General features: G+C 59.4%; 26 protein-coding genes. 14 read left to right on the forward strand and 12 right to left on the reverse strand.

Annotated features, from left to right (window positions below; translation table 11 throughout):
- Positions 1-104: 104 nt before the first annotated feature.
- The 3 genes from AC5SEM_RS25710 (at position 105) to AC5SEM_RS25720 (ending at position 2,143) form a co-directional block, all read left to right on the forward strand.
- Positions 105-545, forward strand: coding sequence for an EamA family transporter (locus AC5SEM_RS25710; protein ID WP_495471545.1), 441 nt, complete (start codon positions 105-107; stop codon positions 543-545).
- 176 nt (positions 546-721) lie between these two features.
- Positions 722-1,597, forward strand: coding sequence for a Tim44 domain-containing protein (locus AC5SEM_RS25715; RefSeq protein WP_150649087.1), 876 nt, complete (start codon positions 722-724; stop codon positions 1,595-1,597).
- A gap of 138 nt (positions 1,598-1,735) precedes the next feature.
- Entirely contained in the window at positions 1,736-2,143 is a 408-nt protein-coding gene (locus AC5SEM_RS25720; protein WP_003187120.1) for an SMI1/KNR4 family protein, read from the forward strand.
- 21 nt (positions 2,144-2,164) lie between these two features.
- On the opposite strand, the gene AC5SEM_RS25725 is transcribed toward AC5SEM_RS25720, so the two are convergent.
- On the reverse strand, positions 2,165-3,928 hold the full coding sequence (locus AC5SEM_RS25725) for a cation:proton antiporter (RefSeq protein WP_495471546.1): 1,764 nt from the start codon (positions 3,926-3,928) through the stop codon (positions 2,165-2,167).
- 279 nt (positions 3,929-4,207) lie between these two features.
- Between AC5SEM_RS25725 and AC5SEM_RS25730 the strand changes: the two genes are divergently transcribed.
- Positions 4,208-4,690 (forward strand): acyl-CoA thioesterase, encoded by a 483-nt coding sequence (locus tag AC5SEM_RS25730; protein ID WP_003229693.1) that lies wholly within the window; start codon positions 4,208-4,210, stop codon positions 4,688-4,690.
- Between the two features lie 104 nt (positions 4,691-4,794).
- On the opposite strand, the gene pdxY is transcribed toward AC5SEM_RS25730, so the two are convergent.
- On the reverse strand, positions 4,795-5,667 hold the full coding sequence (gene pdxY, locus AC5SEM_RS25735; RefSeq protein ID WP_116028573.1) for a pyridoxal kinase PdxY: 873 nt from the start codon (positions 5,665-5,667) through the stop codon (positions 4,795-4,797).
- A gap of 117 nt (positions 5,668-5,784) precedes the next feature.
- On the opposite strand from pdxY, the gene AC5SEM_RS25740 reads away from it, so the two are divergent.
- A complete protein-coding gene (locus tag AC5SEM_RS25740; RefSeq protein WP_026000521.1) occupies positions 5,785-6,198 on the forward strand; it encodes a DUF3301 domain-containing protein in 414 nt (137 codons plus the stop codon).
- Positions 6,199-6,276: 78 nt separating this feature from the next.
- Here the strand turns inward: AC5SEM_RS25740 and AC5SEM_RS25745 are convergent, their stop codons facing one another.
- Positions 6,277-7,242, reverse strand: coding sequence for a CobW family GTP-binding protein (locus AC5SEM_RS25745; RefSeq protein ID WP_116028574.1), 966 nt, complete (start codon positions 7,240-7,242; stop codon positions 6,277-6,279).
- Positions 7,243-7,271: 29 nt separating this feature from the next.
- Between AC5SEM_RS25745 and AC5SEM_RS25750 the strand changes: the two genes are divergently transcribed.
- On the forward strand, positions 7,272-7,628 hold the full coding sequence (locus AC5SEM_RS25750) for an NADH:ubiquinone oxidoreductase (protein WP_116028575.1): 357 nt from the start codon (positions 7,272-7,274) through the stop codon (positions 7,626-7,628).
- Between the two features lie 4 nt (positions 7,629-7,632).
- Here the strand turns inward: AC5SEM_RS25750 and AC5SEM_RS25755 are convergent, their stop codons facing one another.
- A complete protein-coding gene (locus tag AC5SEM_RS25755) occupies positions 7,633-8,277 on the reverse strand; it encodes a DUF1826 domain-containing protein (protein ID WP_495471547.1) in 645 nt (214 codons plus the stop codon).
- Positions 8,277-9,482, reverse strand: coding sequence for a zinc metallochaperone GTPase ZigA (gene zigA / locus AC5SEM_RS25760; RefSeq protein ID WP_495471548.1), 1,206 nt, complete (start codon positions 9,480-9,482; stop codon positions 8,277-8,279). Before zigA ends, AC5SEM_RS25755 begins: the two co-directional genes overlap by 1 nt.
- 221 nt (positions 9,483-9,703) lie before the next feature.
- On the opposite strand from zigA, the gene AC5SEM_RS25765 reads away from it, so the two are divergent.
- Entirely contained in the window at positions 9,704-10,081 is a 378-nt protein-coding gene (locus tag AC5SEM_RS25765) for a glutamine synthetase (protein ID WP_495471549.1), read from the forward strand.
- On the opposite strand, the gene AC5SEM_RS25770 is transcribed toward AC5SEM_RS25765, so the two are convergent.
- Complete coding sequence (locus tag AC5SEM_RS25770; protein WP_495471550.1) at positions 10,078-11,280, reverse strand: N-acetylmuramoyl-L-alanine amidase; 1,203 nt, start codon at positions 11,278-11,280, stop codon at positions 10,078-10,080. The genes AC5SEM_RS25765 and AC5SEM_RS25770 overlap by 4 nt on opposite strands.
- 84 nt (positions 11,281-11,364) lie before the next feature.
- Here AC5SEM_RS25770 and folE2 point away from each other — a divergent pair, with 84 nt between their 5' ends.
- Genes folE2 through AC5SEM_RS25800 form a run of 6 tightly spaced genes read left to right on the forward strand, consistent with a single transcriptional unit; the run spans position 11,365 to position 16,571 of the window.
- The gene (gene folE2 / locus AC5SEM_RS25775; protein WP_495473503.1) at positions 11,365-12,261 is read left to right on the forward strand and encodes a GTP cyclohydrolase FolE2; all 897 of its coding nucleotides are present in this window, start codon (positions 11,365-11,367) and stop codon (positions 12,259-12,261) included.
- A complete protein-coding gene (locus AC5SEM_RS25780; protein WP_495471551.1) occupies positions 12,258-12,926 on the forward strand; it encodes a metal ABC transporter ATP-binding protein in 669 nt (222 codons plus the stop codon). The genes folE2 and AC5SEM_RS25780 overlap by 4 nt, the downstream gene beginning before the upstream one ends.
- A complete protein-coding gene (locus AC5SEM_RS25785) occupies positions 12,926-13,792 on the forward strand; it encodes a metal ABC transporter permease (RefSeq protein ID WP_077575123.1) in 867 nt (288 codons plus the stop codon). Before AC5SEM_RS25780 ends, AC5SEM_RS25785 begins: the two co-directional genes overlap by 1 nt.
- 11 nt (positions 13,793-13,803) lie before the next feature.
- Positions 13,804-14,679, forward strand: a complete 876-nt coding sequence (locus AC5SEM_RS25790) for a metal ABC transporter substrate-binding protein (RefSeq protein WP_495471552.1) — start codon at positions 13,804-13,806, stop codon at positions 14,677-14,679.
- Positions 14,676-15,236: a gamma carbonic anhydrase family protein gene (locus tag AC5SEM_RS25795; RefSeq protein ID WP_077575125.1), complete on the forward strand. Its 561-nt coding sequence runs from the start codon at positions 14,676-14,678 to the stop codon at positions 15,234-15,236. The genes AC5SEM_RS25790 and AC5SEM_RS25795 overlap by 4 nt, the downstream gene beginning before the upstream one ends.
- A 3-nt stretch (positions 15,237-15,239) precedes the next feature.
- The gene (locus tag AC5SEM_RS25800) at positions 15,240-16,571 is read left to right on the forward strand and encodes a dihydroorotase (RefSeq protein ID WP_495471553.1); all 1,332 of its coding nucleotides are present in this window, start codon (positions 15,240-15,242) and stop codon (positions 16,569-16,571) included.
- Between the two features lie 96 nt (positions 16,572-16,667).
- On the opposite strand, the gene AC5SEM_RS25805 is transcribed toward AC5SEM_RS25800, so the two are convergent.
- Positions 16,668-17,186 carry a DUF3617 domain-containing protein gene (locus tag AC5SEM_RS25805; protein ID WP_038359480.1) on the reverse strand — a complete coding sequence of 173 codons (519 nt, stop codon included), beginning with the start codon at positions 17,184-17,186 and terminating at the stop codon, positions 16,668-16,670.
- A gap of 132 nt (positions 17,187-17,318) precedes the next feature.
- On the opposite strand from AC5SEM_RS25805, the gene cls reads away from it, so the two are divergent.
- Positions 17,319-18,758, forward strand: coding sequence for a cardiolipin synthase (gene cls / locus AC5SEM_RS25810; protein WP_495471554.1), 1,440 nt, complete (start codon positions 17,319-17,321; stop codon positions 18,756-18,758).
- A gap of 48 nt (positions 18,759-18,806) precedes the next feature.
- Here the strand turns inward: cls and cfaB are convergent, their stop codons facing one another.
- The 5 genes from cfaB to hflK (AC5SEM_RS25835) all read right to left on the reverse strand — a co-directional run bounded on the left by cfaB (position 18,807) and on the right by hflK (AC5SEM_RS25835) (position 26,114).
- Positions 18,807-19,994 (reverse strand): C17 cyclopropane fatty acid synthase CfaB, encoded by a 1,188-nt coding sequence (gene cfaB / locus AC5SEM_RS25815; protein ID WP_495471555.1) that lies wholly within the window; start codon positions 19,992-19,994, stop codon positions 18,807-18,809.
- Positions 19,995-20,162: 168 nt separating this feature from the next.
- Positions 20,163-22,070: a heavy metal translocating P-type ATPase gene (locus AC5SEM_RS25820; protein ID WP_495471556.1), complete on the reverse strand. Its 1,908-nt coding sequence runs from the start codon at positions 22,068-22,070 to the stop codon at positions 20,163-20,165.
- Positions 22,067-23,116: a protease modulator HflK gene (hflK, locus tag AC5SEM_RS25825; protein ID WP_371042134.1), complete on the reverse strand. Its 1,050-nt coding sequence runs from the start codon at positions 23,114-23,116 to the stop codon at positions 22,067-22,069. Before hflK (AC5SEM_RS25825) ends, AC5SEM_RS25820 begins: the two co-directional genes overlap by 4 nt.
- On the reverse strand, positions 23,113-24,153 hold the full coding sequence (hflC, locus tag AC5SEM_RS25830) for a protease modulator HflC (protein ID WP_495471557.1): 1,041 nt from the start codon (positions 24,151-24,153) through the stop codon (positions 23,113-23,115). Before hflC ends, hflK (AC5SEM_RS25825) begins: the two co-directional genes overlap by 4 nt.
- Entirely contained in the window at positions 24,150-26,114 is a 1,965-nt protein-coding gene (gene hflK / locus AC5SEM_RS25835; RefSeq protein ID WP_495471558.1) for a protease modulator HflK, read from the reverse strand. Before hflK (AC5SEM_RS25835) ends, hflC begins: the two co-directional genes overlap by 4 nt.
- Between the last annotated feature and the right edge of the window lie 46 nt (positions 26,115-26,160).

Raw genomic sequence — 26,160 nt, forward strand, 5'->3', positions numbered from 1 at the left:
CGAATGAAATCACCGCGGTTGATCTGATAGACCGCGGTGCGGCGTTCGCGAGCAGGCTCGCTCCCACAGGGTTTGGCGGTGGATAATCGAACAAGGACATTTCCATGGGCTCAGGCTTCTTCTCTTCCTGGACATTCTGGGCCCTGCTCTCGGCCACTTTCGCCGCATTGACGGCGATCTTCGCCAAAGTCGGCATCGAAAACGTCAATTCCGACTTCGCCACCCTACTGCGCACGATCGTGGTACTGGTCAGCCTGGCCTTGATTTTGTACGCAACGGGCCAATATCAGTCATTAGGATCAATATCCGCCAAGAGCTACCTGTTCCTGCTGTTGTCCGGACTGGGCACGGGCGCATCGTGGCTATGCTACTTCCGCGCGTTGAAAGTCGGCCCGGCCTCGCTGGTCGCGCCGGTGGACAAACTCAGCGTAGTGCTGGTGGCGGTGCTTGGCGTGACCCTGCTGGGCGAGAAACTTGATTTGCGCCAGTGGGGCGGTATCGGCCTGATCACGGCCGGTGTGGTGATGCTGGCGTTTCGTCGCTAAGCAGATTTCTCACTGAACCTGTCTCGATTTCCTACAGCCAAATGTACATGGCCTTATTGCCCCGACCGAGCTGAACGTAACCTGTCAGGCAAAAGCCCGAAACACTCTCTCGCTAGCCAGTAACACTTCAGCTGTGCAACATGGCGCGCGTGTCTCCACAAACGGGAATTCCCTTTATGAAACGTTTTCTTAGCATCGCCATGGCGTTGTGCATCGGCCTGACGATGAGCCTCGACGCCAACGCCAAGCGCTTTGGTGGTGGCAAAAGCGCCGGCGCTGCGCCGACGCACCAGACCAGCCAGATGGCTCCTTCTTCTCCAGGTGTCGGCGGCGCTGCTGCGACCGCAGGTGCTGCCGGTGCCGCAGGCGCTGCCGCCAAGGCCGGTGGTGCTTCGAAATGGCTCGGCCCTCTGGCCGGTATCGCCGCCGGTGGCCTGCTCGCGTCCATGTTCATGGGCGGCGGCTTCCAGGGCATGCAGATCTTCGACATCCTGATCATGGCCGTGATCGCGTTCGTGATCTTCCGCTTCATCGCCGCTCGTCGACGCAAGCAGCAGGAGCAGTTCGCTCCGGCCGGCGCGCCGATGCAGCGTGAAGCGTTCGAGCAGAAGCCTGCTGCCATGGGTTCGATCTTCGGTGGTTCGGCCGCACCTGCTGCCGCTCGCCCGGTGATCAACGCGCCGGCCTGGTTCAACGAGCAGAACTTCCTTGAAGCTGCACGCAGCCACTTCCAGTCGCTGCAGCAGCACTGGGATGCCAACGAAATGGACAAGATCGCCGAGTTCGTGACCCCGCAAATGCTCGAGTTCCTCAAGCGTGAGCGTGCGGATCTGGGCGACGCGTTCCAGTCGACGTACATCGACAACCTCCAGGTGCAACTGGATGGCGTGGATGATCGTGCCGACAAGACCATCGCCACCCTGACCTTCAGCGGTGTGTCGAAGACCTCGCGCTTCGACCAGGGCGAAGTGTTCAGCGAAAGCTGGAACATGGAACGTCCGCAGGGCGAGAACCAGCCTTGGCTGGTTGCCGGTATCCGCCAGAACGGCTGATCCCTCCCCATGCTTCACTTGCGGTAATAAAAACCCCAGCCTCGGCTGGGGTTTTCTATTTCGCGGTTGCATCTATAGCGAGCTACTGTATAAACCGGCCCATATAAACCGCGCCATTCAAGCAAGAGGATCCCGGACGTGGAAGAAATCATCGAACAACTGCGTGAAGCCAACGAACCCGTGCCGGTTCCTTTGGAGTTGCCTGACGAAGATCTGCTGGTAGAAATCGAAGAACAGCTGTTCATCGACATTCCGTTTGTCTTCAGAGAGTTTTTGCTGACCGTCAGCGATGTGGTGTACGGCAGCCTTGAGCCGGTGACCGTCACCGACCCACAATCCCACACCTACTTGCCGGATGTAGCCGCCAACGCCTGGGATGCCGGAGTTGATCGTAGCCTGATCCCGATCTGTCAGGACGGCGACGACTACTACTGTGTCGAAGAGGATGGCACGGTGGTGCTGTGGCAAGCCGAAGAAGAGTTGATTGCCGAGGAAACCTGGGAATCGGTGTGGCACTGGGCGCGGGACGTCTGGCTGGAAAGCTGATCGGCCAGCCGCCCCGGCAGGTCAATGCCCCGACGGCTCCTTGTGGTTGTCGAGGGTTTCCAGCAGCGCCACCTGCATCCGCGTGTGCACGCGGATGAACCAGCGCCAGAGCAGCGCCGCCACGGCGGCCGCGACCACGGCGATCAGTACCAGCAACTTGTTGGTCGGCAAGATACTGGCCGACAAGGCTGCCAACAGCAGGAAAATCACCAGCAGCGAGAGGATCGGGATCACTTCGGAGATCACCCGACGCACTCGCTGCGTGTGACGCCCGGCCATCTCTGGCTTGACACCCATCTCCGCCAGCAGCATCGACAACGCCTTGAGCTTGCGATACGCCGCAATCAAAAACGGCAGCGAGACCAGCAACGCCCCACCCCAGATCAGCGCCTTCTGCCAGCTCGGATCGCTGATCCAGTCTTGCAGCCATAGCGAGATGCGTTCGGCGAAATACGCGCCGGCGAAGAAGATCGCGATGACCAGTGCCAGATTGACCCCGACCTGCAGCAAGATCTTGCGAATGATGGAAGCCAGCATCGCGCCCTCGCCTTGCGGCTGGATGCTGCGCAGCCATTCACCGTACATGCCCAGCACACGGCCGAGAGGCTTGGGCACGGCCGCAGACAGCTTGATCGACAGCGGATCAGCCGCACGGATCAGATACGGCGTCAGCAGCGTGGTAATCACCGACACGGCCACAGCGACCGGGTAAAGGAAGTTACTGGTGACCTGCAAGGTCATGCCCAGCGCGGCGATGATGAAGGAAAATTCGCCAATCTGTGACAGACCCATTCCCACACGCAGCGAGGTGCGTCCGTCATTGCCGGCGATAAACGCCCCGAGGCCACAGGACAACATCTTGCCGAGGACAACGGCCACGGTGATCACCGCAATCGGCCACGCATATTCGAGAAGAATCATCGGGTCGAGCATCAGGCCGATGGCAACGAAGAAGATCGCACTGAACAGGTCGCGAACCGGTTCGATCAGGCGCTCGATCTTCAGCAATTGCCGCGACTCGGCCATGATCGCACCGATCAGGAACGCGCCGAGCACCATGCTGTACTCAAGTTTGACCACCAGCAGGCAGAAGCCGAAACACAGGCCGAGCACAGTGATCAGCAGCATCTCGTTGCTTTCGAATTTCGCCACGTAAGCCAGCAAACGCGGCACCAACAGGATGCCGATAACCAGCGCGACGATCATGAACAGCGACAGCTTGCCGACCGTGGAAAACACTTCGCCTGAGCTGACCGTGCCGCTGACGGCGATGCTCGATAGCAGCGCAATGATGCCGATGCCAAGGATGTCTTCGACGATCAGTACGCCGAAGATCAACTGCGCAAAGCGCTCGTTTTTCATCTTCAGATCGTTGAGCGCCTTGACGATGATGGTGGTCGAAGAGATCGCCAGGATGGCGCCGAGGAACAGCGAATCCATGGTGTTCCAGTCGAACCAGCGGCCGATTTCATAACCGATCCAGATCATCAGAACGATTTCGAGGAACGCCGCAATAAACGCCGTGGCGCCGACCTTGAACAGCTTACGCAGGCTGAACTCCAGGCCGAGGCAGAACATCAGGAAAATCACCCCGAGTTCGGCGAGGGTCTTGATGGTTTCTTCGTCGTGGATCAGGCCGAAAGGCGGCGTGTGCGGGCCGATGATGAAGCCGGCGACGATATAGCCAAGCACCACCGGCTGCTTGAAACGGTGGAACAACACGGTCACCACACCTGCGACCAACATGATCACTGCCAGATCCTGAATAAAACTGATGGCATGCATGGCGTGGGCTCCTTGAATGACGAGGCTCGCCAGCAGACGTCAGAAATGTCTGGGCGAGCGAAGTAAAAATCCGCTTTTCGTGTGGGAATTGCCTTTGTAAGGGGCTTTTGCAGGTTAACACCGCGACTTGCGGCTGGAAGGCGGTGCAATATATGGAAACAGATCGATTCCGGCGTGACGGCGGCGAGTCTCCCGGCGTCCCGATAACGGTGCTTTAGAAAAGCGACCAGGCACCCGCAGAGGTGCTTCCAGTAACCAGCCTTGATCCGTGAGAACGTTATGGAACCCGGAAACGCCCAGCTGTCGATGACGGTACTGATGACCCCCGACATGGCCAACTTCTCTGGCAATGTCCACGGCGGCACCCTGCTCAAATACCTCGACGAAGTGGCCTACGCTTGCGCGAGCCGCTATGCCGGCCGCTACGTGGTGACCCTGTCGGTAGATCAGGTGATTTTCCGCGAGCCGATTCATGTCGGCGAACTGGTGACCTTCCTCGCCTCGGTCAACTACACCGGCAACACCTCGATGGAAGTCGGCATCAAAGTCGTCACCGAGAACATCCGCGAACGCTCGGTGCGCCACACCAACAGCTGCTTCTTCACCATGGTCGCGGTGGATGATCAGCGCAAACCGGCCGCCGTGCCGCCGCTGCAACCGCAGAACAGTGAAGACAAGCGTCGTTATATGCAGGCGCAGCAGCGTCGGCAGATTCGCCAGGAGCTGGAGAAGCGCTATCAGGAGATCAAGGGCGACGCCTGAGATTTTTAGCGTTAAGAAATCGCTATCGCGAGCAGGCTCACTCCTACATTGGAACGCGTTTCCCTGTAGGAGCGAGCCTGCTCGCGAATGGGGGCAGCGCGGTCTTAAAGACTGATTGCAGTAGCCTCGAACTTCACCCGCGGATGCGCAATCCGATCCTGCGCTCGCACCAGTTGCAGCTCATAACTGGCACAGGCCTGAGTCTCCAGCAGCACCTCATGCACCGCCGCTGCGGTGAATTCGAACGCGGCTACCAGGCTGTCACCCAACAGCACCCGCGCCAGGAACAGGCCGGATGTCAGATCGCCCACACCCACCGGCTGACGCGGAAACGCCAGCAACGGACGGCGCAGATGCCAGCTACCTTCGGCCGTCACCAGCAACATCTCGAAGCCATCCGCCGGTTTGCCCGGATAATCCAGATGCTTGACCAGCACCGCTTTCGGCCCGCGCGTCAGTAGCGCACGCGCCATCGCCAGGCAATCGAACAACGACTGCGGCTTGCGCCCGGAAAAGCTGTCCAGCTCCAACTGGTTCGGGCACATGATGTCCGCCACGGCGGCCGCCTCCTCCAGGAGGAAATCGCTGACTTCGGTCGGCACGCTGCAGCCCTTCTCCGGATGGCCCATCACCGGGTCACACAGATACAGCGCCTTCGGATTGACCGACTTGATGCGTTCGACACCGCTGAGAATCGCCCGGCCCTGCGCCGCGCTGCCGAGGTATCCGGACAGCACCGCATCGCAGTTGCCCAGCTCGCCAATCGCGGCGATGCCTTCGACCAGCTCGGGAATCTGCTGCGGCGCCAGCACTTCGCCGGCCCACTGACCGTACTGGGTGTGGTTGGAAAACTGCACGGTGTTGAGCGGCCAGACATTGACCCCGACCCGCTGCATCGGAAAAACCGCGGCGCTGTTGCCGGCGTGGCCGAACACCACGTGGGACTGAATGGCGAGCAGATGAGGCGTACGTTTCATTCGGGTCATTCCGTAAAACGATTGAAATTCAAGCCGCGCAGTATGCGACGAAACGCAGCCTGTACGACAGGCCGGCGACGCAGTTAAGCTGACGCTATCTTTTGGAGTTCGATGTTGATGCTGACCCTGGAAAACATCTTCGTGCTGATACTGTTCGCCGCTGCCGGCGCCTGGCTATGGCACAACCACGGCTTGCGCGAACGCGCGCTGGAGCGGGTCAAACAGCATTGTCTGAACGTGCGGGTCGAGTTGCTCGACGGCAACGTTGCCCTGAAGAAGATCGGGTTCATCAAGGACGCCAACGGTCGCCGACGACTGGCGCGGGTGTACAACTTCGAGTTCACCGTGACCGGCGAAACCCGCCATAACGGCACCATCACCCAGTTTGGCGCGCACAGTGCGCAGATCGAACTGGCGCCCTACCCGGCACCGTTCGACGACACGCCACCGGTGGTTGAGGTGCACAAGCCGCGCGCCGAAGTCATCGAGTTGAGCCAGTGGCGCCAGGAACACACCAAGTGGAAGCCTTAAAGATCAAAAGATCGCAGCCTTCGGCAACTCCTACAGGGAATCGCATGTAGGAGCTGCCGAAGGCTGCGATCTTTTGATCTAACTTTCCCGACACCCCGACAAACCCTGCTGCAGCTTTTCAATGTTTTGCGGATCGACGAAGATCAGCTCAATCCGCGAATCCTTTCGCCACTCACTGACCTGCCAAATCAACTCGGCATTATCCAAAGCATTCGCAGACACCCAACCCTCCGAGCTGTGGATAACCAGTTTCGCCCGCTGCCAATTGAGGCGGGCGAGCCAGTCAGCGATGCGCCGCTTGTCGAACGTCTGCCCCGGATGCCAACGCCAGCCAATGCTCCAGCCTCCCTCCTGCGCCTGACTCAGGCAAATCGGCAGCGTCGGATCAGTCCAGACGGCCGGCATTTGTCCTGATCCGTTGGGTACGGCCAGATTATCCACACCATTGAGCGCTTTCGCGGCCAGGCCCGGCAGTTCGCTCAAGCTCAATTGCGCCTCTCGAGTCCAGATCAACGGCACTGCCGGCAACTGCCTGGCGATTTTTTCCCTGGCCCTGTCATCAAGGTTTTCAGCCTTGTTCAACAACAGCAGGCCAGCGGTTGCCAAGGCTTCCTGTTGCGCTGCCGGCAAGGCTCTCCCCCCTTCAAGCGCCTGAGCATCCAGCACCAGCACACACGGCTGCACCGCCAGTACACCCAACCACGGCGCCTCATTCAATTGCTTGAGCAACTGTGCTGGATGCCCCAGCCCGGACGGTTCGATGAACAGCCGATCCGGCTTCGCCTTGCGCAACAAACGCCCGAGGCCAATCTGAAACGGCGCGCCATTGACACAGCACAGGCAGCCACCGGCCACTTCGCCCAGTGCGATACCATCGGCGTCACTCGTCAGCAATGCGGCATCAAGGCCGATCTGGCCGAACTCGTTGATCAGCACCGCCCAGCGCTCGCCTTCGGGACGCTGGGCCATGAGCTGGCGAATCAGGCTGGTCTTGCCGGCGCCCAAAGGGCCAGCAATGACATGGGTAGGAATGTTCTGCAACATGGCCGGAAGCTTTCTTGGGAGATTCAAAGATGCGTTGGATGGGATGGTCGTTGCTGTTGACGCTGCTGTCGAGTGAAGCGTGGGCTCAGGCCTGCGTGGTGCACAGTCAGGGCGAGCGGCTCGACGTCAAAGTCTGTCAGCAGAACCGCAACATTCCGGAAAAACTGTTCAATGACGGTTTCTGCCAGCCAACCCTGGCCGGACAGAACGTCGAAGTGCAATACGTCGATCAATGCCCAAGCGGCGCGTTTGGCGTGTGCAGCAACGCACAAGTCGCCAATATGCCTTATCGCCAGGATATCCACTATTACGGCGTCGCCACCGATGCCGCGTATCTGAAGCCGTACTGCGAAAGCCAAAGCCAGGGTTCTTGGTTCAAGCCCTGAGGCGTCAACCGAGCCAGTCGAGGGTCAGTATCAGACGACGCTCGCCTGCGGCCGGTTGCGGCGAGCGATGGATCAAGCCGAAGCCTTCATTGCCGTGCCATTTCTCGCCTTTCAGTAAGGCGACGTCGCCGCTCTTGAGTTGCTGTATTTGCGCTTGGGGTTCGGCGTTGGCCTGCCCCAATTGACTGCGATCCATCGCGCCTTCCTTGAGCCATTGACTGCCGACGCCGGCGTACGTGGTGATCAGTCGCACCGGCACGTGATCGACATGGAAGCGCGGGCACATGGCTTTATCCAGCACCCGCAGACGCAGGCCGATGCGCCGCGCACCGAGCAAGCAGGCGAAGGCACTGACTAACCATTTCAGGTCGGCGATAAAGCCTTCGTAACCCTCCAGATCGCGGAAACCCAGAGCAAGACCGGCAAGATCAGGCTCCGCGTCCTCATCCGGCAACTCCAGACACAACGACTCCGCCAAAGGCTCGTTGAGCGACAGAAGCAAGTGGGCAAACTCGCTGATGTGCAAAGGCAGTTGGCGCTGCCAGACAGCGAGGTTGGTGTCGTCCTCCAGAATCCGCGCCAGTGCTTTCGGCGTCGGACCTTGATGTTGATGGCGGGTACGGTTTTGCAGCAGTTTGAGTGCAAGCATCAGGCGGCCTCTTCGTGCCAAGGGCCGAACGGATCCGCCAGCAATCGCCAGCCCTCTACGCCAAGGGCCATTTCTTCATCGGTGAGCAGGCAGGCATCGAGTTCGGCAGAAAGCTGCAGGAAATCGATGTTCTGACCAATGAACACCAATTCCTGGCGACAGTCGCCAACGCTTGGCGTCCAGTTTTCCATGATGGCTGCGGTGCCTTCCTGATCTTGTGGCCACTGCTCCTTCGGCACGAAGCGCCACCAGCGCCCGGCAAAACCGTGACGCATCAAACCGCCGGCCTGCGACCAGCTGCCGGCATCGGTGGGTTTGCTTGCGAGCCAGAAGAAGCCTTTGGAGCGCAGCAGTTTGCCGTTCAGCCACGGGCGGTCGATGAAGTTGAAGAAGCGCTCCGGGTGAAAGGGTCGGCGTGCGCGGTAGGCTGTGGAAGCGATGCCGTATTCATCGGTTTCCGGCACGTGCTCACCGCGCAATTCCTGCAGCCAGCCCGGTGCTTGCGCGGCTCTGTCGAAATCGAAACGACCGGTATTGAGGATCTTCTCCAGCGGCACTTCGCCCATCACCATCGGAATGATTTCGGCTTGGGCGTTGAGGCGTTTGAGGATGGCGATCAATTCCTCACGCTCGGGCTGGCTGATCAGGTCGATCTTGCTGATCAACAGCACGTCGGCGAATTCGATTTGTTCGATCAACAGATCGGTGATCGAGCGTTCGTCTTCTTCGCCGAGGATTTCGCCACGGGAAGCGAGGCTTTCTGCCGCCTGGTAGTCGGGAAGGAAATTCACACCGTCGACTACAGTGACCATGGTGTCGAGACGGGCGATGTCCGAGAGGCTTTGGCCGTGTTCATCGCGGAAAGTGAAGGTTTCTGCGACCGGCAGCGGCTCGGAGATGCCGGTGGATTCGATCAGCAAATAATCGAAGCGCCCTTCCCGGGCGAGCTTGCTGACTTCTTCAAGCAAGTCTTCGCGTAACGTACAGCAGATACAGCCGTTGCTCATTTCGACTATTTTTTCTTCTGCGCGGTTTAAGCTGACATCACGCTGAACTTCGCTGCCATCGATATTGATCTCGCTCATATCATTGACGATGACGGCTACCCGCAAACCCTTGCGATTACGTAGTACGTAATTCAAAAGTGTACTTTTTCCAGCGCCAAGAAATCCTGAAAGTACGGTAACGGGCAACTCGGCTGACATTGGATAATCCTCTTTAAATGGCAGCCGATTAGCGCTTTGCTGGCGCTTGGCGTTTTTGTGCTTCATGCGAAGGGCTTCGCTGAACGTAAACGCTTGAAATCGGCCTGCCCAGGCTCGGTTAACTTTTATGTTATAGTATAACAACACAAATAAACCAGCCCTGCTCTTGTCTTGAGCGATAAACCGCAGGAAGCTGAGTCGATAGCACTCCGGAATTCGTAATGAAAACTGCGCTGAAATGCTCGTTGTTGAGCCTTGGATTGTTGATGATTGGCAATGCATCGGCTCAGGTGGAGGCGCTTGCGACCTGCACACGCAGCGCAAATCTGTTGGCCTGCGTCGATGCCGACGGCAACGCCTATAGCGTCAACACCGTCGGCAACACGCTTTATCTGCGTGGGTTTGAAAAGGCCGGCCAGCGTTATTGGGCGCAAACCAATAGTCGTTTCGGCCAACTGACGTTCTTCACCGGCATCGCTTCTGACGGCGAAGCCTGGGTGGGCTACACACGACGTGTCGGTTGGACGACGATCAATCGCTTCTCCAGCTCGGGTGGTAGCAGCGCGAAATTCACCTGCAGCCGGATTACCGGCTGTTAAACCTGGGTCTCCTGTTGCTCCTGCTGCCAGGCCTGGTAACTGTCGACGGGGGGATTCTTTTCAAAGTAGCGCTGCAATCCTTTGAACAAACCGTCCGCCACGGCTTGCTGATGCCGAGCGGTGACCAATCGCTGGCTGTCCCGCGCATTGGAAATAAAGCCGGTTTCCACAAGGATTGAGGGCACGTCCGGCGATTTCAGCACTGCGAATCCGGCCTGTTCCACGCGCTTCTGGTGCAGAGTCGTAATGTCGGCAAGGCTGCCCAGCACCGTACTGCCAAGCTGCAAACTGGCGGCAATCGTTGCATTCATCGACATATCGAGAATCACCCCGGCGAGCATCGGGTCTTTATCTTTCAAGTTGAGCAGACTCGTTGCGCCGAGCAGGTCCGCGCCGTTCTCTCGCTGCGCCATGAAACGTGCAGTCGCCGAGGTTGCGCCACCCTCAGAAAGGCAATACACCGATGCGCCAGAAGCCGTCAGACGCGGCGCCGCATCGGCGTGCACCGAGATAAAAATGTCAGCTTTGTGCTGACGGGCGATCGCCACGCGCTTACGCAATGGAACGAAAAAGTCGTCATTGCGCACCAGTTTTACGTCGAAGCCTTTCTCTTTTTTCAGACGCTTAGCCAGCATCTGCGCGATGGAAAGCACTACATCTTTTTCCCGTTCGCCCTTGGCGCCGACCGCGCCGGGATCCTTTCCGCCATGCCCTGGATCGACGACTACGATGATGTCGCGCTTCGGATGAGCGCTGATCTGCGGTGTTTCACGTGGAACCTTTGGAGCTATTTGAATCGGTTTTGCGCTGACCAAGTCCAATACCAAGCGATGACTTTGTCCGTCTTGCGGCGCCAAAAGAAAGCTGTTCAGTAATACCGGACTGTTCAGATCCAGAACAATACGTGCATCGCCCTGACCGAATGGCCCGGATCGGATCGCGCGTATCACCGTGTCATTCAGCGCCAACTGGCTGAAATCCCCACCCAAGCTTGCCCCACTCACATCAATGATGAGTCGTTCAGGCGCACTGAGCGTGAAGGTCTTGTAGCTGACCGGCCCACTCAAATCGAACACCAACCGCACTTTGTCCTCAGATCGCCAAAGTCGTGCCTGACGAATTTGCGTAGCAGACACGCCGAAGGGCAAAGCAAAAGCGGCGCTGGCCAAAATCAGATTGAGCACTTGACGTCTGTGCATATGAAAACCTGTTCATGAAAAAGACATCGTGATTTGAATTGTTATAATGTAACATCGAATTGAATCACCATGATGGTCCCGAACATGAATTCGCTTTCACTCCCGGATATCGCCGCGCAGACCGCTCGCCAAGCTTTGCCACTCGAATGGGTGGGCATGCAGGGCATCGCATTACCCGTTTTGTTGGAAGGCCAACGCCTGAATGCCAAGGCTGACGCTGGAGTGAGCCTTGATGATGGCGAGGCGCGCGGCATTCATATGTCGCGGCTGTATTTGGCCCTGGAGATACTCGAACAGGAACGCCTGACACCCGCTCTCCTGCACGAACTACTCAAGCGTTTTCTAGAAAGTCACCAAGGGTTATCCAACTGTGCGTACGTGAATATTCACTGCGACTTACTGCTGAAACGCCCCGCGCTAATCAGCCCATTGGCCGGCTGGAAATCCTATCCAGCAACTATTTCGGCAAGCCTGAAAAATCAAATGTTCCACGTGGAACTCAAAATTGACGTGCCCTACTCTTCGACCTGCCCTTGCTCAGCGGCATTGGCGCGGCAGTTGATCCAGCAACAATTTATCGACGACTTCGCCAACAAAGGCCTGCAGCACGCAGACGTTTTGGCATGGTTAGGCTCGACCCAAGGCATCGTCGCCACACCTCACAGCCAACGCAGCACTGCGCAATTGCATCTGCACCTCGACGAATTCATCGATGAATTGCCGCTGAGTGTGATCATCAATGACGCCGAGGCGGCCCTTGGCACCGCTGTACAAACCGCAGTAAAGCGCGCGGACGAACAAGCCTTCGCCCTCGCCAACGGCCAGAACCTGATGTTCTGTGAAGATGCCGCGCGCCGTCTGAATCTGGCATTGCGTCGCACCCCAGGAGTCAGCGCATTTAACCTGCGGGTCATTCACGCCGAAAGCCTGCACGCCCACGACGCCGTCGCCGAAAGCCACTGGCAGCGTGAACAAGCATGATCCGCTGCCAATCGCTGAGTTGGGGCGCACCCGGTCAACCACTGACGAGTCCGCTGAGTCTTGAGTTCGACAGCGGCAGCCTGACCGCGATCATCGGTGCCAATGGCTGTGGCAAGAGCAGCCTGCTGAAAGTCATCGCCGGATTGCAGAAACCTTTGGCAGGTAACGTTGCCCTCAGTGTTCCACGTCAAAGCGGGTTGTCATTCCTGCCCCAGCAACAGCATCTCGACCGACAATTCCCCATCAGCCTGGAAGAGCTGATCTGCGCCGGTTTCTGGGGCCGACGGCTTTCCACACAATTGCGCGCACAACGTCTGAAAGACGCACTGGAAAACTGGCACCTCAGCGGGCTTGAACAACGTCCACTCATGGCCCTGTCCGGCGGAGAACTGCAACGTGCCCTCCTCGCCCGACTGAGTCTGACCGACGCTCCAGTGTTGTTGCTCGACGAACCCCACGCCGCTCTCGATGAACTCGGCCAACAACTGCTCTGGCAGCACATCCATACCTGGCATGGCGAAGGTCGAACACTGGTCGTCGTGTGCCACGACCTCGCCGCCGTACGCCAGCACATCCCGCAAACCTTGCTGATCAAAAACCACGAATGCGTGTTCGGAGCCAGCAACGAATTGATCCAGCAAACCCCTCACACGCAGGTGGCCTGATGCTCGCCGTCACTCACCTCTGGCAACCGTTCAACGAATTCGTGTTCATGCGTCGCGCCCTGCTCGGTGGACTGGTCCTGGCATGCAGCACGGCGCCACTCGGCGTGTTCCTTATTCTGCGACGGATGAGTCTGATCGGTGACGCCGTGGCCCACGGAATACTTCCCGGCGCCGCACTGGGTTTCTGGTTTGCCGGACTCAGCCTGCCTGCACTGACGCTCGGCGGTCTCGGGGCAGGACTGAGCATGGCCGGCCTCGCCGCCTGGATCACCCGTCGCACCGGCCTGCGTGAAGACGCCAGCCTCGCCGCGATCTATCCCATTTCCCTCGCCAGCGGCGTACTGATTCTCGGCATCGCCGGCAAACGCCTCGATCTATTGCATCTGCTGTTCGGCTCGGCACTGGCCGTTGACGGCCCGACTCTCACCGGCATGTTATGGGTTTCGGGATTCAGCCTGATCGCCATGGCACTGATCTACAAACCGCTGCTGCTCGACACCCTCGACCCGCTGTTCCTGAGAACCGTCAGCCGCCTCGGCCCACTCGCCCACGGCGTGTTCCTGACGCTGGTGGTGCTCAATCTGGTGATCGGTTTCCAGGCCATCGGCGCACTGATGGTGGTTGGACTGATGATGCTTCCCGCCGCCGCTTCGCGATTCTGGAGCCGCCGTCTGCCGATCCTGATGGCCATCGCGGCGGTCATCGGTTGCCTCTCGGTGTGGTTCGGCTTGCTGCTGTCGTTCTACTACTCGCTGCCCAGCGGCCCGGCCATCGTGTTGGTCGCCGGTCTCGGCTATCTGCTGTCCGTGGTGTTCGGGCCGGTTCACGGTTTGTTGCGCCGCCCGCCTTTGCTCACATCCCAATGAGGTGTTTCCCGATGCGCGCTCTACTCGTTTTGCTCAGCCTGATGCTGTCGATGTCCTTGTCGGCGGCGGAAAAATTACCGGTGGTCACCAGCTTCAGCATCCTCGCCGACATGGTGCATCAGGTCGGCGGCGAGCATATCCAGATCACCAACATGGTTGGCCCGGACGCTGACGCACACACCTACGAGCCGACACCGGACGATGCCAAAGCATTGCTCAGCGCCAAACTGATCATCAAGAACGGCCTCGGTTTCGAGCCGTGGCTGGATCGTCTGGTCACCAGCACCGACACTAAAGCCACGGTCATCAGTGCCAGCCACGGCGTGATTCCGCGCTCACTGGATGAGGACGGCGAAACTGTTCCCGACCCGCACGCTTGGCATAATCTGGCGAACGCCGAGTTGTATATCGCCAATATCACCAAGGCACTGGTCGCTGCGGATCCTGCAAACAAAGCCGACTACGAACGCAACAGCAAAACCTACCTGAAGCAGATCTACGCCCTGCTCGCCGAGGCCAAAGCCAAACTCGGGGCGCTGCCTCCGGGCAACCGCAAAATCGTCACCAGCCACGATGCCTTCGGTTATCTCGGCCAAGCGTACGGCATCGACTTCATGGCACCGCAAGGCCTCTCCACCGAACGCGAACCCTCGGCCGCCGAAGTCGCTGCGCTGATTACCCAGATTCGCCAAGCCCACGTCAAAGCTGTGTTCATGGAAAACATCAAAGACGCGCGCCTGCTCAAACAGATCGCCGACGAAAGCGGCGCGCACATTGGTGGCACGCTCTACTCCGACGCCCTCGCCGCCAACGGCCCCGCCAACACCTTCACGGGGCTGTTCGAATACAACCTCAACACCCTCTACAGCGCGCTGAGCCAACCATGATTCGCAAGAACCCATCAGGTGATTTGCCACAAATTGCCGAGTCAGCCTACGTCGACAAGACCGCAATCATCTGCGGCAAAGTGGTGATCGGCGAGAACGTGTTCGTCGGTCCCTACGCGGTGATCCGCGCCGACGAAGTGGACGCCTCGGGTGAAATGGAGCCGATCACCATCGGCGCCAATTCGAATATCCAGGACGGCGTGGTCATCCATTCCAAATCCGGCGCAGCAGTGACCATCGGTGAGTTCACTTCCATTGCCCACCGCTCGATCGTCCACGGCCCCTGCGTCGTGGGCGACCGCGTGTTCATCGGTTTCAACAGCGTGCTGTTCAACTGTGTCGTAGGCAATGGCTGCGTGGTGCGGCACAACTCGGTGGTCGACGGTCGGGATTTGCCGGATGCTTTCTATGTACCCTCCACGACTCGCATCGGCCCGAATACCGATCTCTCGTTATTCCCGCCGGTGAGTGTCAGCGCCTCGGAGTTTTCCGAAGATGTGGCGCGCACTAATGTCGATCTGGTGCGCGGCTACAAAGCCTTGCAGAACGAGTTCTGAACCATGAGCAGCGTGCTGATTCGCAACGCAAGGCTGGTCAATGACGGACGCGAGTTCGACGGCGATCTATTGGTCAGCAACGGGCGCATCGTCAAGATTGCGCGCAGCATCGAAGGCGAAAACGCCAAGGTGGAAATCGACGCGAATGGCCAATGGCTGTTGCCGGGAATGATCGATGACCAGGTGCACTTTCGTGAACCGGGGGCGCCGGCCAAGGGCAGCTTTTCCACCGAGTCGCGAGCGGCGGTCGCGGGTGGCATCACCAGTTTCATGGACATGCCCAACACAAATCCGGCCACCCTCACCCTCGAAGCACTGACCGATAAAAAACGGCGGGCGGCGATCAACTCGGTGGCCAATTACGGCTTTCACTTTGGCGTGAGCCGCGACAACCTCGATACGGTCGCCGCGCTCAATCCCTGCGAAGTGGCTGGGGTGAAAGTGTTCATGGGCGCGTCCACCGGCAACATGCTGGTGGATGATCCGCAAATTCTTGAGCGACTGTTCGCCGAGGTGCCAACGATCCTGTTGGCCCACTGCGAACACACGCCGAGCATCGACGCCAACGCGGCCAATCTGCGTGAGCTGTTCGGTGAGCGAATACCGCCCGGCGCTCACCCGCTTATCCGCGATGCCGAGGCATGTTATCGATCCTCTTCACTGGCGGTGGAGCTGGCGCAACGTCACGGCACGCGCCTGCACGTTTTGCACCTGACTACGGCGCGTGAACTGGCGTTGTTTGAAGACAAACCGCTGGCGCAGAAACGCATCACCGCTGAAGTCTGTCTGCATCATTTGCTGTTCGATGATCGCGACTACCCAAGCCTTGGGAACTTGATCAAGTGCAACCCGGCGATCAAGACCCAGGCCGATCGCGATGCGTTGCGCGCGGCCCTGAACAGCAATCTACTGGACGTGATCGGCAGTGACCACGCGCCGCATACCTGGGAAGAAAAGCAACGGCCTTACACGCAGGCGCCTTCTGGATTACCGCTGGTACAACATGCGTTGCCAGCGTTAATGGAGCTGGTTGCGGATGGAATTTTGTCGATCACGACCTTGGTGGCGAAGACCAGCCATCGCGTCGCGGATCTGTTTGCGATTCCCGATCGTGGGTATTTGCGTGAGGGGTATTGGGCGGATCTGGTGCTGGTTGAACGGCAAACACTGGAGGTCGATCGGCAACCCATTCTGTCGCAGTGCGGGTGGACGCCGTTTGCCGGACGCAGCTTTCGTCATCGGGTGAGTACGACGATTGTCTCGGGGCAGATTGCCTGGCGGGAGGGTCGGGTGAACGAGGGATGTCGCGGGTTGGCGCTGAGGTTTATGCGCTGAATCCAAAGAAGCTTTCGCGAGCAGGTCGAATCGTCGCACCGTCGCTCCCACATCAGACTGCATCTCAAAGTGGGAGCGAGCCTGCTCGCGAAGTTTTTAGGCTCTTGGTTTCACAGCGCCACAGTCCTGGCCCAGCCAAACCGCGCGGGTCTCGAGACTGCCTTTCTGATTGATCCCGATCGCGTTGAACGTGCCGTTGGCCACGGTGGTGAACTCACGATCACTGAGGAACGTCGCCACCCCGGTGCCCTGCGCTTTCGGGCAACTGAAACGGAATTTCCACTGGTTGCCCGTGCGATCGGTAATCTGCTGCTTGCAACCCGATTGCGGGTCGGCCAGCGGAATGTCGTTGGTCGCCACTTGCTGCGGCGTCAGACACGCGCGGATACCTTTGCCGCCGATATTGATCCCGTTCTTTTCCAGCGCCGCGCGTTGTTGCGGGGTCATCTGACCTTGCAGCTGGCCGAGGATCGATTGCACATCCATCGGCTGGTCATCGACCTTGACGTTGCTCGATGTCATTTCCCACAGCCCCGGCTGCAGCATCTGCGCCTGCGCAACCACCGGCAATGCCAAACCCAGGCCCAGCGCCAAACCCAGCAGACGAACGTTCATCGAAAAAACTCCTGATCAGTAGTGGCCGTTAGACGTCGGCCGATTGCTTCGGTTCATGGCCCAATTAAATAGCGACATTCGCGACAGAACATGGTCTGTTAAGCATTGAATCTTCCGGAGCAAGGCTGCCCCATGGATTATTTTGGACCGCACATTTTCGGTTATCTAATCGCCCTGATACACACCCTCGGCTTGATCGCTGCCATTCACGCGGTGCTCACCGTACGCACGGCTCAAGGCTCGATCGCCTGGGCATTGTCGCTGATCTTCATTCCCTACCTCACGCTTATTCCGTACCTGGTGTTCGGCCGCAGCACCTTTGATGGATACATCAAGGCGCGGCGCCAGGCGAATGAACAGATGCGTCAGGCCATCTCCGAATTGAACTGGCGTCCGTGGGTGGAAGAGGCACTGACTGCGCGTGCCTCGAATGCCTACGCCTCGTTACGCGCAATGCCCAAGCTCGGCCGCATGCCATGTCTGGCGAACAATGAAGTGCAACTGTTGATAAATGGAGCGGCCACCTTCGACGCGATCTTCCAGGCCATCGATCAAGCTAAAGAAGCGGTGCTGATTCAGTTTTTCATCATTCACGATGATCGGCTCGGCCAGAGCTTGCGTGATTTGCTACTGAAGAAGGCTGCTGAAGGCGTATCTGTTCACCTGCTCTACGACCGCATCGGCAGCCATGCCCTGCCCCACCACTATATGCAGGCATTGCGCGATGGCGGCGTTGAGGTCAAGGCCTTCGCCACGCGCAGTGGCTGGCTCAATCGCTTTCAGGTCAACTTCCGTAACCACCGCAAGATCGTCGTGGTCGATGGCGTGGTCGGCTTTGTCGGCGGGCACAACGTTGGCGATGAATACATGGGTGAAAAACCACCGCTGGCACCCTGGCGTGATACCCATGTGAAGGTACGTGGCCCGGTCGTCGCGTGTATGCAGGAATCCTTTGCCGAAGACTGGTTCTGGGCCGCGCGAGCCTTGCCGCCGCTGATCCTGCCCGACGAATACCCGGATGACGGCGTGCTCTGCCAATTGCTCGCCAGCGGCCCGGCGGACGCCTACGAAACCTGCTCGCTGTTCTTCGTCGAAGCGATACACGCGGCGACCGAAAGAGTGTGGATCACCAGCCCGTACTTCATCCCCGATGAAGCGGTATTCGCAGCGTTAAGATTGGCGGTGTTGCGCGGTGTCGATGTGCGATTGCTGCTGCCGTCGCGTCCCGATCACCGCATCGTCTACGCCGCTTCCAGCCTCTACGCCTTTGAAGCCGTGCGCGCCGGCGTGCGGGTGTTCCGTTACGAACCCGGTTTCCTGCATCAGAAAGTGGTGTTGATCGACAGTGAAATCAGCGCCATTGGCAGTGCCAATCTGGACAACCGTTCGTTCCGGCTGAATTTCGAAGTCATGCTGCTGACCGTCGACAGCGACTTCGCCGCCCGTGTGGAAAGCATGCTTATCGCCGATTTCGAACAAGCCTACGAGATTGCCAAAGAAGAAAGCCGGGAGATCCACCGCCTGCAACAGGTCGGCATGCGGATCGCCCGGCTGATTTCGCCGATTCTCTAAAACCCCTCACCCTGACCCTCTCCCAAAGGGAGAGGGGATTATTCAGTGTTAAGGGTTATAGATGTCGTCGCGCGTCCATGGCAGTTCATGGCTGCCATCCGGATGCGCCTTCACCGCGAGGATCTGGTGCAGATTGATCCAGCCACGCGCGAACGCATAGGCGCAACCGGCGAGGTACAAACGCCAGATGCGCAGCGCTTGATCCGGTACCAGTTTGCCAGCGGCTTCGAGATTGTCCTCCAGCCGTTCGCTCCAGTGATCCAGCGTACGCGCGTAGTGCAGGCGCAGACTTTCAACGTCAACAACCTCCAGGCCGGCTTCGCTGATCTCGGCCGAGATCATCGCCAGGTGCGGTAACTCACCATTGGGGAACACGTACTTCTCAATAAACTCCCCGGCACCGCGTCCCACCGGTCGACCATCGGTGTGTTTGGCGGTGATGCCATGGTTCATCACCAGACCGCCCTCCTTCACCGCGCCGAACAGGGTTTTGCAATACTCGGCGAGATTGGCGTGACCGACGTGTTCGAACATGCCGACGCTGACGACCTTGTCGAAACGCCCGTCCTGGGGCAGATCGCGATAGTCGAGCAATTGCAGTTCGATCTGCTCTTCCAGGCCTTCGGCCTTGACCCGTTCGCGCGCCAGTTCCAGCTGCTCCTTGCTCAGGGTGATGCCGAAGACCTTGGCGCCGAATTCCCGCGCGGCATACCGCGCCAACCCACCCCAGCCGCAACCGACATCCAGCAGGTAGTCGCCTGGCTGTAAACGCAGCTTGCGGCACAGGTGGCGGAATTTGGCTTGTTGCGCCTGCTCAAGGGTTTCGCTGCCCGTTTCGAAGTACGCGCAGGAATACGCCATGTCGCTGTCCAGCCAGAGCTGGTAGAACGCATTGGACAGGTCGTAGTGGTAGGAAATGGCTTTGGCGTCGGTTTCCTTGTCGTGCACCGAGCGCACTGGCTGACTGTCGTCATCTTCACCGAGCAAGGCATTGCTCAATTCGTCGCAGACCCGGATGACTTCGCTGATCGAGCCCTCCAGTTCAAGCTTGCCTTCAACGAATGCTGCTCCGAGCGCATCCAGGCTTGGATGGGTGAACTGGCTGACCATCTGCGGGTCCTTGACCACGATGGTGACGCTGGGCGCCGGCCCCAGATTAAACTCATGGCCATCCCAGAGTCGCAGGCGAAGCGGAAGCTGCAGATTCTGTAAGGCCGGTGGAAGTTGCGCGAGCATGGAAAATCCCCCCTTGTTTCAGACGTCTGATCTGAGGGTAGCCCATCCTTGAAAAATAGCAGGCTATCGATTTGATAGCCGCCGACTATAAACCTGGAAGGCTGCTTGATCCGTTTTCAACGCGCCTGATCTGAGGACAAACAACCCGGTGCGCAGTTCAAAAAATGATCAATTCTGCTCTTTCATCTTTAGCAGAGGCTCTTGGAAACGCAACAAACGACCGGCGTTACCCAGTACCAGCAATGTGCTGAGGTTGTGCAGCAGCGCGGCAATCATTGCCCCGGCAGCGCCAAGCCAACCGAAGGCGGCGAACACGACGATGGCCAGCGTCCAGCCCAGCCCGATGATCACGTTGACCTGCAACGTCCTGCGGCACTGACGACTGAGTCGTACGCAGGTGCCGAGCCGACGCAGATCGCTGCCAATCAAGACGATGTCCGCCGAGGCCAGCGCGATATCCGCTCCGCCCGCGCCCATCGCCACACCGACCACGCCCGCCTTGAGCGCGAGCGAATCGTTGATGCCGTCGCCCACCACCATTGGCCGGAAGCCGTTGTCGATTTCCTTGAGCACGCGATTGAGTTTGTCTTCGGGCAAGGCTTGCGCCTGGACTTCGTGCAATCCGACATCGCGCGCCAGGGATTGGGCCACGCTCTGGCGATCCCCGGTCAGCAACAGTTGCCGACCAAGGCCCAGTTCACGCAATTCGCCGAGGGCAAAGCGGGCTTCCGGCTTAACCGTGTCGGCCAGCAACAACCAGGCAAGGAATTCACCATTCAGAGCCAGCCCGGCGATCGGTCCATCGTGCTCAGGGACGGAGGTGGTGGCGATCGCCAATTGCGCGAACAATTCCGGTCGACCGAGCGCCGCTTCGCCCCGCTCCGTCATGGCGACTACACCAAGGCCTTGGCGTTCGTGGATATCGCTCAGCGGTAAACATTCTCCCTGACCGACCAACCCCGCAAGCGCACGACTGACCGGGTGACTGCTTGCCGCGCCGAGACTGGCGGCGAGCGCCATGACCGTGGAAGACTCTGTGCGCGGGCTGATGATCGACTGCAAGCGGAGGGTGCCGTATGTCAGGGTTCCGGTCTTGTCGACAACCAGTGAACTGAGGTCGGCCAGTTCTTCAAGAAATGCCGAACTGCGGATCAGAATCCCGTGGCGTGCCGCTACCGCGACACCGGCAATCGCCGTGGCCGGTGCCGACAGCACCAACGCGCACGGACAGGCTGCGACCAACACGGCGAGCATCGCTTGGGCATCATGGGTGATAAACCAGGTCACCGCCGCCAGCAGCAACACCAACACCATGTAGCTGCCGGCGTAACGTTCGAGCAAACGAGTGATTGGCGGTTTCGAGCGCTCTGCGTTCTGCATCAATGCGATGACTTTGCCCAGCGTCGACTCATCGCCGGTGCGCGTCACTTCGATACGCAGCAGACCGTCGAGGTTGATCGCACCACCGAACACCGTCATGCCGACACCCGCCTCGACCGGTACTGATTCACCGGTAATCGAAGCCGTATCGAGACTCGCCTGACCGGACAACACTCGACCATCAGCGGGAATCCGATCACCGGCGCGCACTTCAACGGTGTCGCCTGCCTTCAACGTGGCGTTGTCCACTTCGATGATCGAGCCATCTGCTTGAACCTTGCGCGCATGGCTGCGGGTCAGTTGACCGAGGGCGTGGATCGCTTCCTGCGAACCAATGACACTGCGCTCTTCCAACACATGACCAAAGATCATGATGATCGGCAGCAACGCCGCCGTCAGCAGATCACCGGTTGCCCAGGCGCCGAGCATCGCCAGGGCGATCAGTTGATCGGTGATGCCGTGCAGGCTCGGATAGCGCAGGCTGAACCACGCCGAACGCATCACGGGCACGCCCACCAATAAAGATGCAAACCCAAGCAGCAACTGACTGACACCGGTTTGCTCGGGCATCTGCCAACGCCAGATCAGACCCAGACCCAACAGGCCCAGCGCAAGCATGGCCAAGGTGAGTTGCCGTGCAGCGCGGCGTTGTTCGGCCGAAGACAACAAGCTCGGTGCGGCAGTCGTCGCAGTCATTTACTGGCTCCCTGAATGATCAGGCGGGAATCGTCTTTCGGGTCGACCGTGGTCACCGAACCGGCCTGACCGAGAATCTTCGGCATGCGTTCGCGGTAAAGGCGCAGGAGAAGCTGCGGGTCGGTGCTGCGGGCCAGACTTGAGACCGTGGCCGTGTCCGCAGACGCCTTGGCCAAGCGCTCACCGGCCTGCGCGTGAGCGACTTGTAGCGTGCGATCGGCTTGTTCGTTGGCGCTCTGGGTGAGTTTCTCGGCGTCAGTGCGTGCATTGGCCACGGCTTTGTCGGCCTGCTGACTGGCCGTCAATACTGCGTTAAAAGCACTGACCGCCGGATCGGGCAGACTCGATTGCACATCGACCCGCGCCACTTCAATGCCGATGCCCTGCCCGCTCGCTTTCAACTCGGCCAAGCGCTTGTTGATACCTTGCACCAGATCACCGCGCAGTCTTTCACGGCGTTCGGCCGCTTGGTTGTCAGCGCCGATCAACTCCGGGCGAGCGACGAGAATCGTGTCCAGATCCCGCGCGGCAGTCAGCGCCACGGCGCTGCGGGTGACCAATCGATCCAGCGCTGGCAACACATGATCGGCCTGCAACACGAAGTCGTAAGGGTCGCTGACTTTGTAAAACACCCGCACATCGAGTTGCACTACGCCGGCATCACCGGTCAATAAATAACCAGAGCCCGCCAGCGCATCGCTTAACGGTACGGCGAAAGAAGCGACGCGATCAGCCTTCAGTGCTTCATCGCTGCGCAACAGGTTTTCCACTCGACGTTCAATGACCCGATCCGCTGCCGGCAGCAAAATCACCTGTTCGAACGGCTGTGGCCAGGCCAATAACAGACCGGCATTCTGGATGCGATCGAGTGCGCCGAAATGCAAAACCACCGCACGACTCTGGGGGTCAATTTGCCGCACATTGGAAAATGCCCAAGCCAATGCGGCCAATACCGTCACTGCATACAAGGCGAAAAACGCCAAACGCCCAGCCTGAATCCACGGACTGTTAAGCGAATGTGTTCCACGTGGAACTTGTTCACTCATGGCTGCGATCCGGATTTGCTGTCGAGTGTCGGCGGGCCATCGACCAGCACGCGGAATGGCGCGGCGTCGGTGCGCAGAATCAATTTGGTGTCCGGCGTAACCATGGTGCCGAGGGTGTCGAGCGAGCGCAGCAAGTTGTAAAGCTGTGGCGAACTGGCGTACGCGCGGCCATAAATCTGCGCTGCTTCGACGCGAGACTGCGCTTCGATTTCTGCTGCTTTTACCGTCGCATCCGCTTGAACAATCCGTGCATCGCGTTCGGCAGCAGAGCGGATTTGTGCGGCTTCACGTTTACCGATCGCCGTTCTTTCAGTGGCGATGGTTTCACGCTCGGCGCGCATGCGATCGACGGTGGCAGTGAGCGTCACCGACGGCAAGGTCAAACGTTCAATGCCGACTTGCACCACCCGCACGCCATAGGTAGCGAGCAATTGCTGATCGATCTGCTCGCGCAACTGCGCTTCGAAATCGGCGATGCGTACCTGACTGGCATCGGTGTTCACCAGACTCGCCAGATCGAAACTGCTGGCGGTGGTTTCCAATGCCGAGCCGACAAAGGTGCGAATCTGCCGCGCCGCTTCATCCGGTTGGTTCTGCACCGCCCGCATAAAGCGCTGCACGTTATCCGGATCACCTTGTACCTGCCACGCGACGTAGGCTTGCACAATGATGCGCAAACCGTCGCGCGTGCCGACATCCTGCAAACCACTGGAGGTGGTGCGCAAACGCAAATCCACCGGAATCGCCGCCTCGAACGGTGCCGGCCAGCGCCAGCTCAAACCGGGGTCAAGCAGCACCCGCGATGGATTACCGAAACGGGTAATGACCGTGGCTTCGCCGGAGCGCACTTGCACCAGGCTCGCCGCAGCAATGGCAAACGCGACCAACAAGGCTGCCCAGCCCATCCGTCTCCACGGAAAAGGCCCGGCCTCTTCCGGCGCACCGTGGTGGTGATGGCCATGATGATGGTGATGCCCGCCGTGACCGTGAGCGTGGCCGCTGTGGTCATGATGATCGTGTGTGTGCGACTGGCTCAATGGGCGACTCCTGGTTGAGCGGTAGTGCGCGCGGGCGTCGGGTCAGCCGGCAGCGAGAACGTACGCAGGTCGATGGTCGGGGCATTGCTGCTGCCACCCAGACGATGATCGAGTATCAGCAATCTGGCTTTGCTCAGGCCTTGGCTGAGCTGGCCGAGGTATTGCTCGAGTACGAAAGCCTGCCCAGCGCTGGCGAAGGCTTTTTGCTCGGCACTGAATCTCAGGTCCGCCGCCTGCGCCGTAGCACTGGTTTCGCGGGCATTGGCACTGGCCTGATCGCGAGCCAGGCTGGCCTGCAACTGCGCCTGATTGCTCGCTTCAGCCGCCGCGCCACGCTCACGAGAGATCAATGCCTGCGCACCAATCTGCGCCGCTTGCACGCTGTGATAGGCATTGGCGGCGCCGGCCGGCGGATGAATGGCTTCGACGACTGTGGCGAGAATTTCCACGCCGCTGTCGAGTTTTTGCAGATCGCTTTGCACCGCGCGACCGATCTCCTCGCCCAGCCCTACACGGTCTTGACCGAGCAAACCGTCGAGCGTACGAGAGGCAAAGTCGTGCACCAGAATCCGGCTCGCCGTGCTGCGGATCAGCGTTGGCACATCGGCACTGTTGTAAGTGGCGGCCAGCGCAGCCTGATCAGTCAGGCCAATGCGATAGACGAAGCGCACGTCCATGTTGACGACCTGGAAGCTCTGTTGCTCGCCACGGCTGCTGGCGATGACTTGCGACTTGTCATTGACATGACTGGCGTCCCACAAACGGTTGGCGGTTATGGGCGCCGGCCCTTCCGCTGGATCGGCCTGCAGCGGTGCAGGGTTCTCGCCGACGCTGGTGGCCAACTCATGGACCACGCCGTTTTCAACGATCAACACCCGCCCCAGCGGCCACGGTAGACCCGTGTGCAATCCCGGGCCGAACACCTGCAGCGGTTTGCCAAAACGCTCATAAATACCACGACCCTGTAACGGGATTTCATGGATTCCAGTGAGTAACCAACCCACTGCTGCAACCAATGCCAGCACCGGCAGAAACGCCCGGCGCATGTAGCTGAATGCCCAGATCTGGCGCAGATCGATGCCAAAGCGATTGTGCAGTTCATGCTGCAAGGCAAGTAACGGCTGCGGTGGCCAACGCAGCATGTCGGCGACAAAACTGCGCGCCAACAACGTTGGTTCAAGCTGCTCACGGCGAGGGCTGAATACCGATAGAACAGCGCGCAATAGCAGCTCGATCGCTACCAATCCAGGCAAAATGCCGATCAATACGGCACCGCGAACCGGCCACACGGCATTCTCGCCGGCAAACAGCAAACACAGCGCGCTCAGCACCAGACTGATGATCGCCACGCGGGTCAATTGTGCCAATGCACCTGCTTCGGGCCATTGCGCTGGATGTTCCTGGGCCAGTTGCCGCTCCAGTACCAGCAAGCCGAACGCCAACAACAGCGCCAACGCCGCCCCCACCGTGGCAGATAACCCCACGTCAGCAGCCGGCAACGTGAGGTTCCACACTGAATCGATGCTCAGCACCACCAGCAGCGCCCAGCCCGCCAGCCACAGCGTCGCCGCACCGATCTGGTTGAGCAGATGCAGACTGCCTTGGCTCAAGCGCTCCAACAGCCGCTCGTACCAGCCCTGCGGCGCGGATTGTTGCTCATCAGCAAGCGGCGCCGGCACAACAGCAGGATTGATCACCTGCGCGCGCCAGTGCGCCACCCACCACGCCGATTGCAGTCCTCCGACCAGCACCAGCAGCGCCGCACTCTGGCTGACCAGCAGCGGCAGCCACAAAGACTGCGGGGCAAACAGCCCGACAAAAAATGCCAGCACCCACCCTGCCCCGGCCAATCCGCCAAGACCGATCGCCCAGCGTCGCAGGCGTCGGCTTTGCACCGCTGCCTGCTGAAAGCGCGGCAGTCCGGTCACTTGCGGGCCTTCCACGTCCAGATCGACTTGCATATCACCCCAAATTCATTGGCTCACACCTGTATATCGTTACGATATA

The organism is Pseudomonas sp. CH61, assembly GCF_059429415.1.

Excerpts from the sequence above, each read along its gene's own strand:
- AC5SEM_RS25710 (WP_495471545.1), top strand. The coding sequence starts at position 105 with ATGGGCTCAGGCTTCTTCTCTTCCTGGACATTCTGGGCCCTGCTCTCG.
- AC5SEM_RS25715 (WP_150649087.1), top strand. The coding sequence starts at position 722 with ATGAAACGTTTTCTTAGCATCGCCATGGCGTTGTGCATCGGCCTGACG.
- AC5SEM_RS25725 (WP_495471546.1), bottom strand. The coding sequence starts at position 3,928 with ATGCATGCCATCAGTTTTATTCAGGATCTGGCAGTGATCATGTTGGTC.
- AC5SEM_RS25730 (WP_003229693.1), top strand. The coding sequence starts at position 4,208 with ATGGAACCCGGAAACGCCCAGCTGTCGATGACGGTACTGATGACCCCC.
- pdxY (WP_116028573.1), bottom strand. The coding sequence starts at position 5,667 with ATGAAACGTACGCCTCATCTGCTCGCCATTCAGTCCCACGTGGTGTTC.
- AC5SEM_RS25740 (WP_026000521.1), top strand. The coding sequence starts at position 5,785 with ATGCTGACCCTGGAAAACATCTTCGTGCTGATACTGTTCGCCGCTGCC.
- AC5SEM_RS25745 (WP_116028574.1), bottom strand. The coding sequence starts at position 7,242 with ATGTTGCAGAACATTCCTACCCATGTCATTGCTGGCCCTTTGGGCGCC.
- AC5SEM_RS25750 (WP_116028575.1), top strand. The coding sequence starts at position 7,272 with ATGCGTTGGATGGGATGGTCGTTGCTGTTGACGCTGCTGTCGAGTGAA.
- AC5SEM_RS25755 (WP_495471547.1), bottom strand. The coding sequence starts at position 8,277 with ATGCTTGCACTCAAACTGCTGCAAAACCGTACCCGCCATCAACATCAA.
- zigA (WP_495471548.1), bottom strand. The coding sequence starts at position 9,482 with ATGTCAGCCGAGTTGCCCGTTACCGTACTTTCAGGATTTCTTGGCGCT.
- AC5SEM_RS25765 (WP_495471549.1), top strand. The coding sequence starts at position 9,704 with ATGAAAACTGCGCTGAAATGCTCGTTGTTGAGCCTTGGATTGTTGATG.
- AC5SEM_RS25770 (WP_495471550.1), bottom strand. The coding sequence starts at position 11,280 with ATGCACAGACGTCAAGTGCTCAATCTGATTTTGGCCAGCGCCGCTTTT.
- folE2 (WP_495473503.1), top strand. The coding sequence starts at position 11,365 with ATGAATTCGCTTTCACTCCCGGATATCGCCGCGCAGACCGCTCGCCAA.
- AC5SEM_RS25780 (WP_495471551.1), top strand. The coding sequence starts at position 12,258 with ATGATCCGCTGCCAATCGCTGAGTTGGGGCGCACCCGGTCAACCACTG.
- AC5SEM_RS25785 (WP_077575123.1), top strand. The coding sequence starts at position 12,926 with ATGCTCGCCGTCACTCACCTCTGGCAACCGTTCAACGAATTCGTGTTC.
- AC5SEM_RS25790 (WP_495471552.1), top strand. The coding sequence starts at position 13,804 with ATGCGCGCTCTACTCGTTTTGCTCAGCCTGATGCTGTCGATGTCCTTG.
- AC5SEM_RS25795 (WP_077575125.1), top strand. The coding sequence starts at position 14,676 with ATGATTCGCAAGAACCCATCAGGTGATTTGCCACAAATTGCCGAGTCA.
- AC5SEM_RS25800 (WP_495471553.1), top strand. The coding sequence starts at position 15,240 with ATGAGCAGCGTGCTGATTCGCAACGCAAGGCTGGTCAATGACGGACGC.
- AC5SEM_RS25805 (WP_038359480.1), bottom strand. The coding sequence starts at position 17,186 with ATGAACGTTCGTCTGCTGGGTTTGGCGCTGGGCCTGGGTTTGGCATTG.
- cls (WP_495471554.1), top strand. The coding sequence starts at position 17,319 with ATGGATTATTTTGGACCGCACATTTTCGGTTATCTAATCGCCCTGATA.
- cfaB (WP_495471555.1), bottom strand. The coding sequence starts at position 19,994 with ATGCTCGCGCAACTTCCACCGGCCTTACAGAATCTGCAGCTTCCGCTT.
- AC5SEM_RS25820 (WP_495471556.1), bottom strand. The coding sequence starts at position 22,070 with ATGACTGCGACGACTGCCGCACCGAGCTTGTTGTCTTCGGCCGAACAA.
- hflK (WP_371042134.1), bottom strand. The coding sequence starts at position 23,116 with ATGAGTGAACAAGTTCCACGTGGAACACATTCGCTTAACAGTCCGTGG.
- hflK (WP_495471558.1), bottom strand. The coding sequence starts at position 26,114 with ATGCAAGTCGATCTGGACGTGGAAGGCCCGCAAGTGACCGGACTGCCG.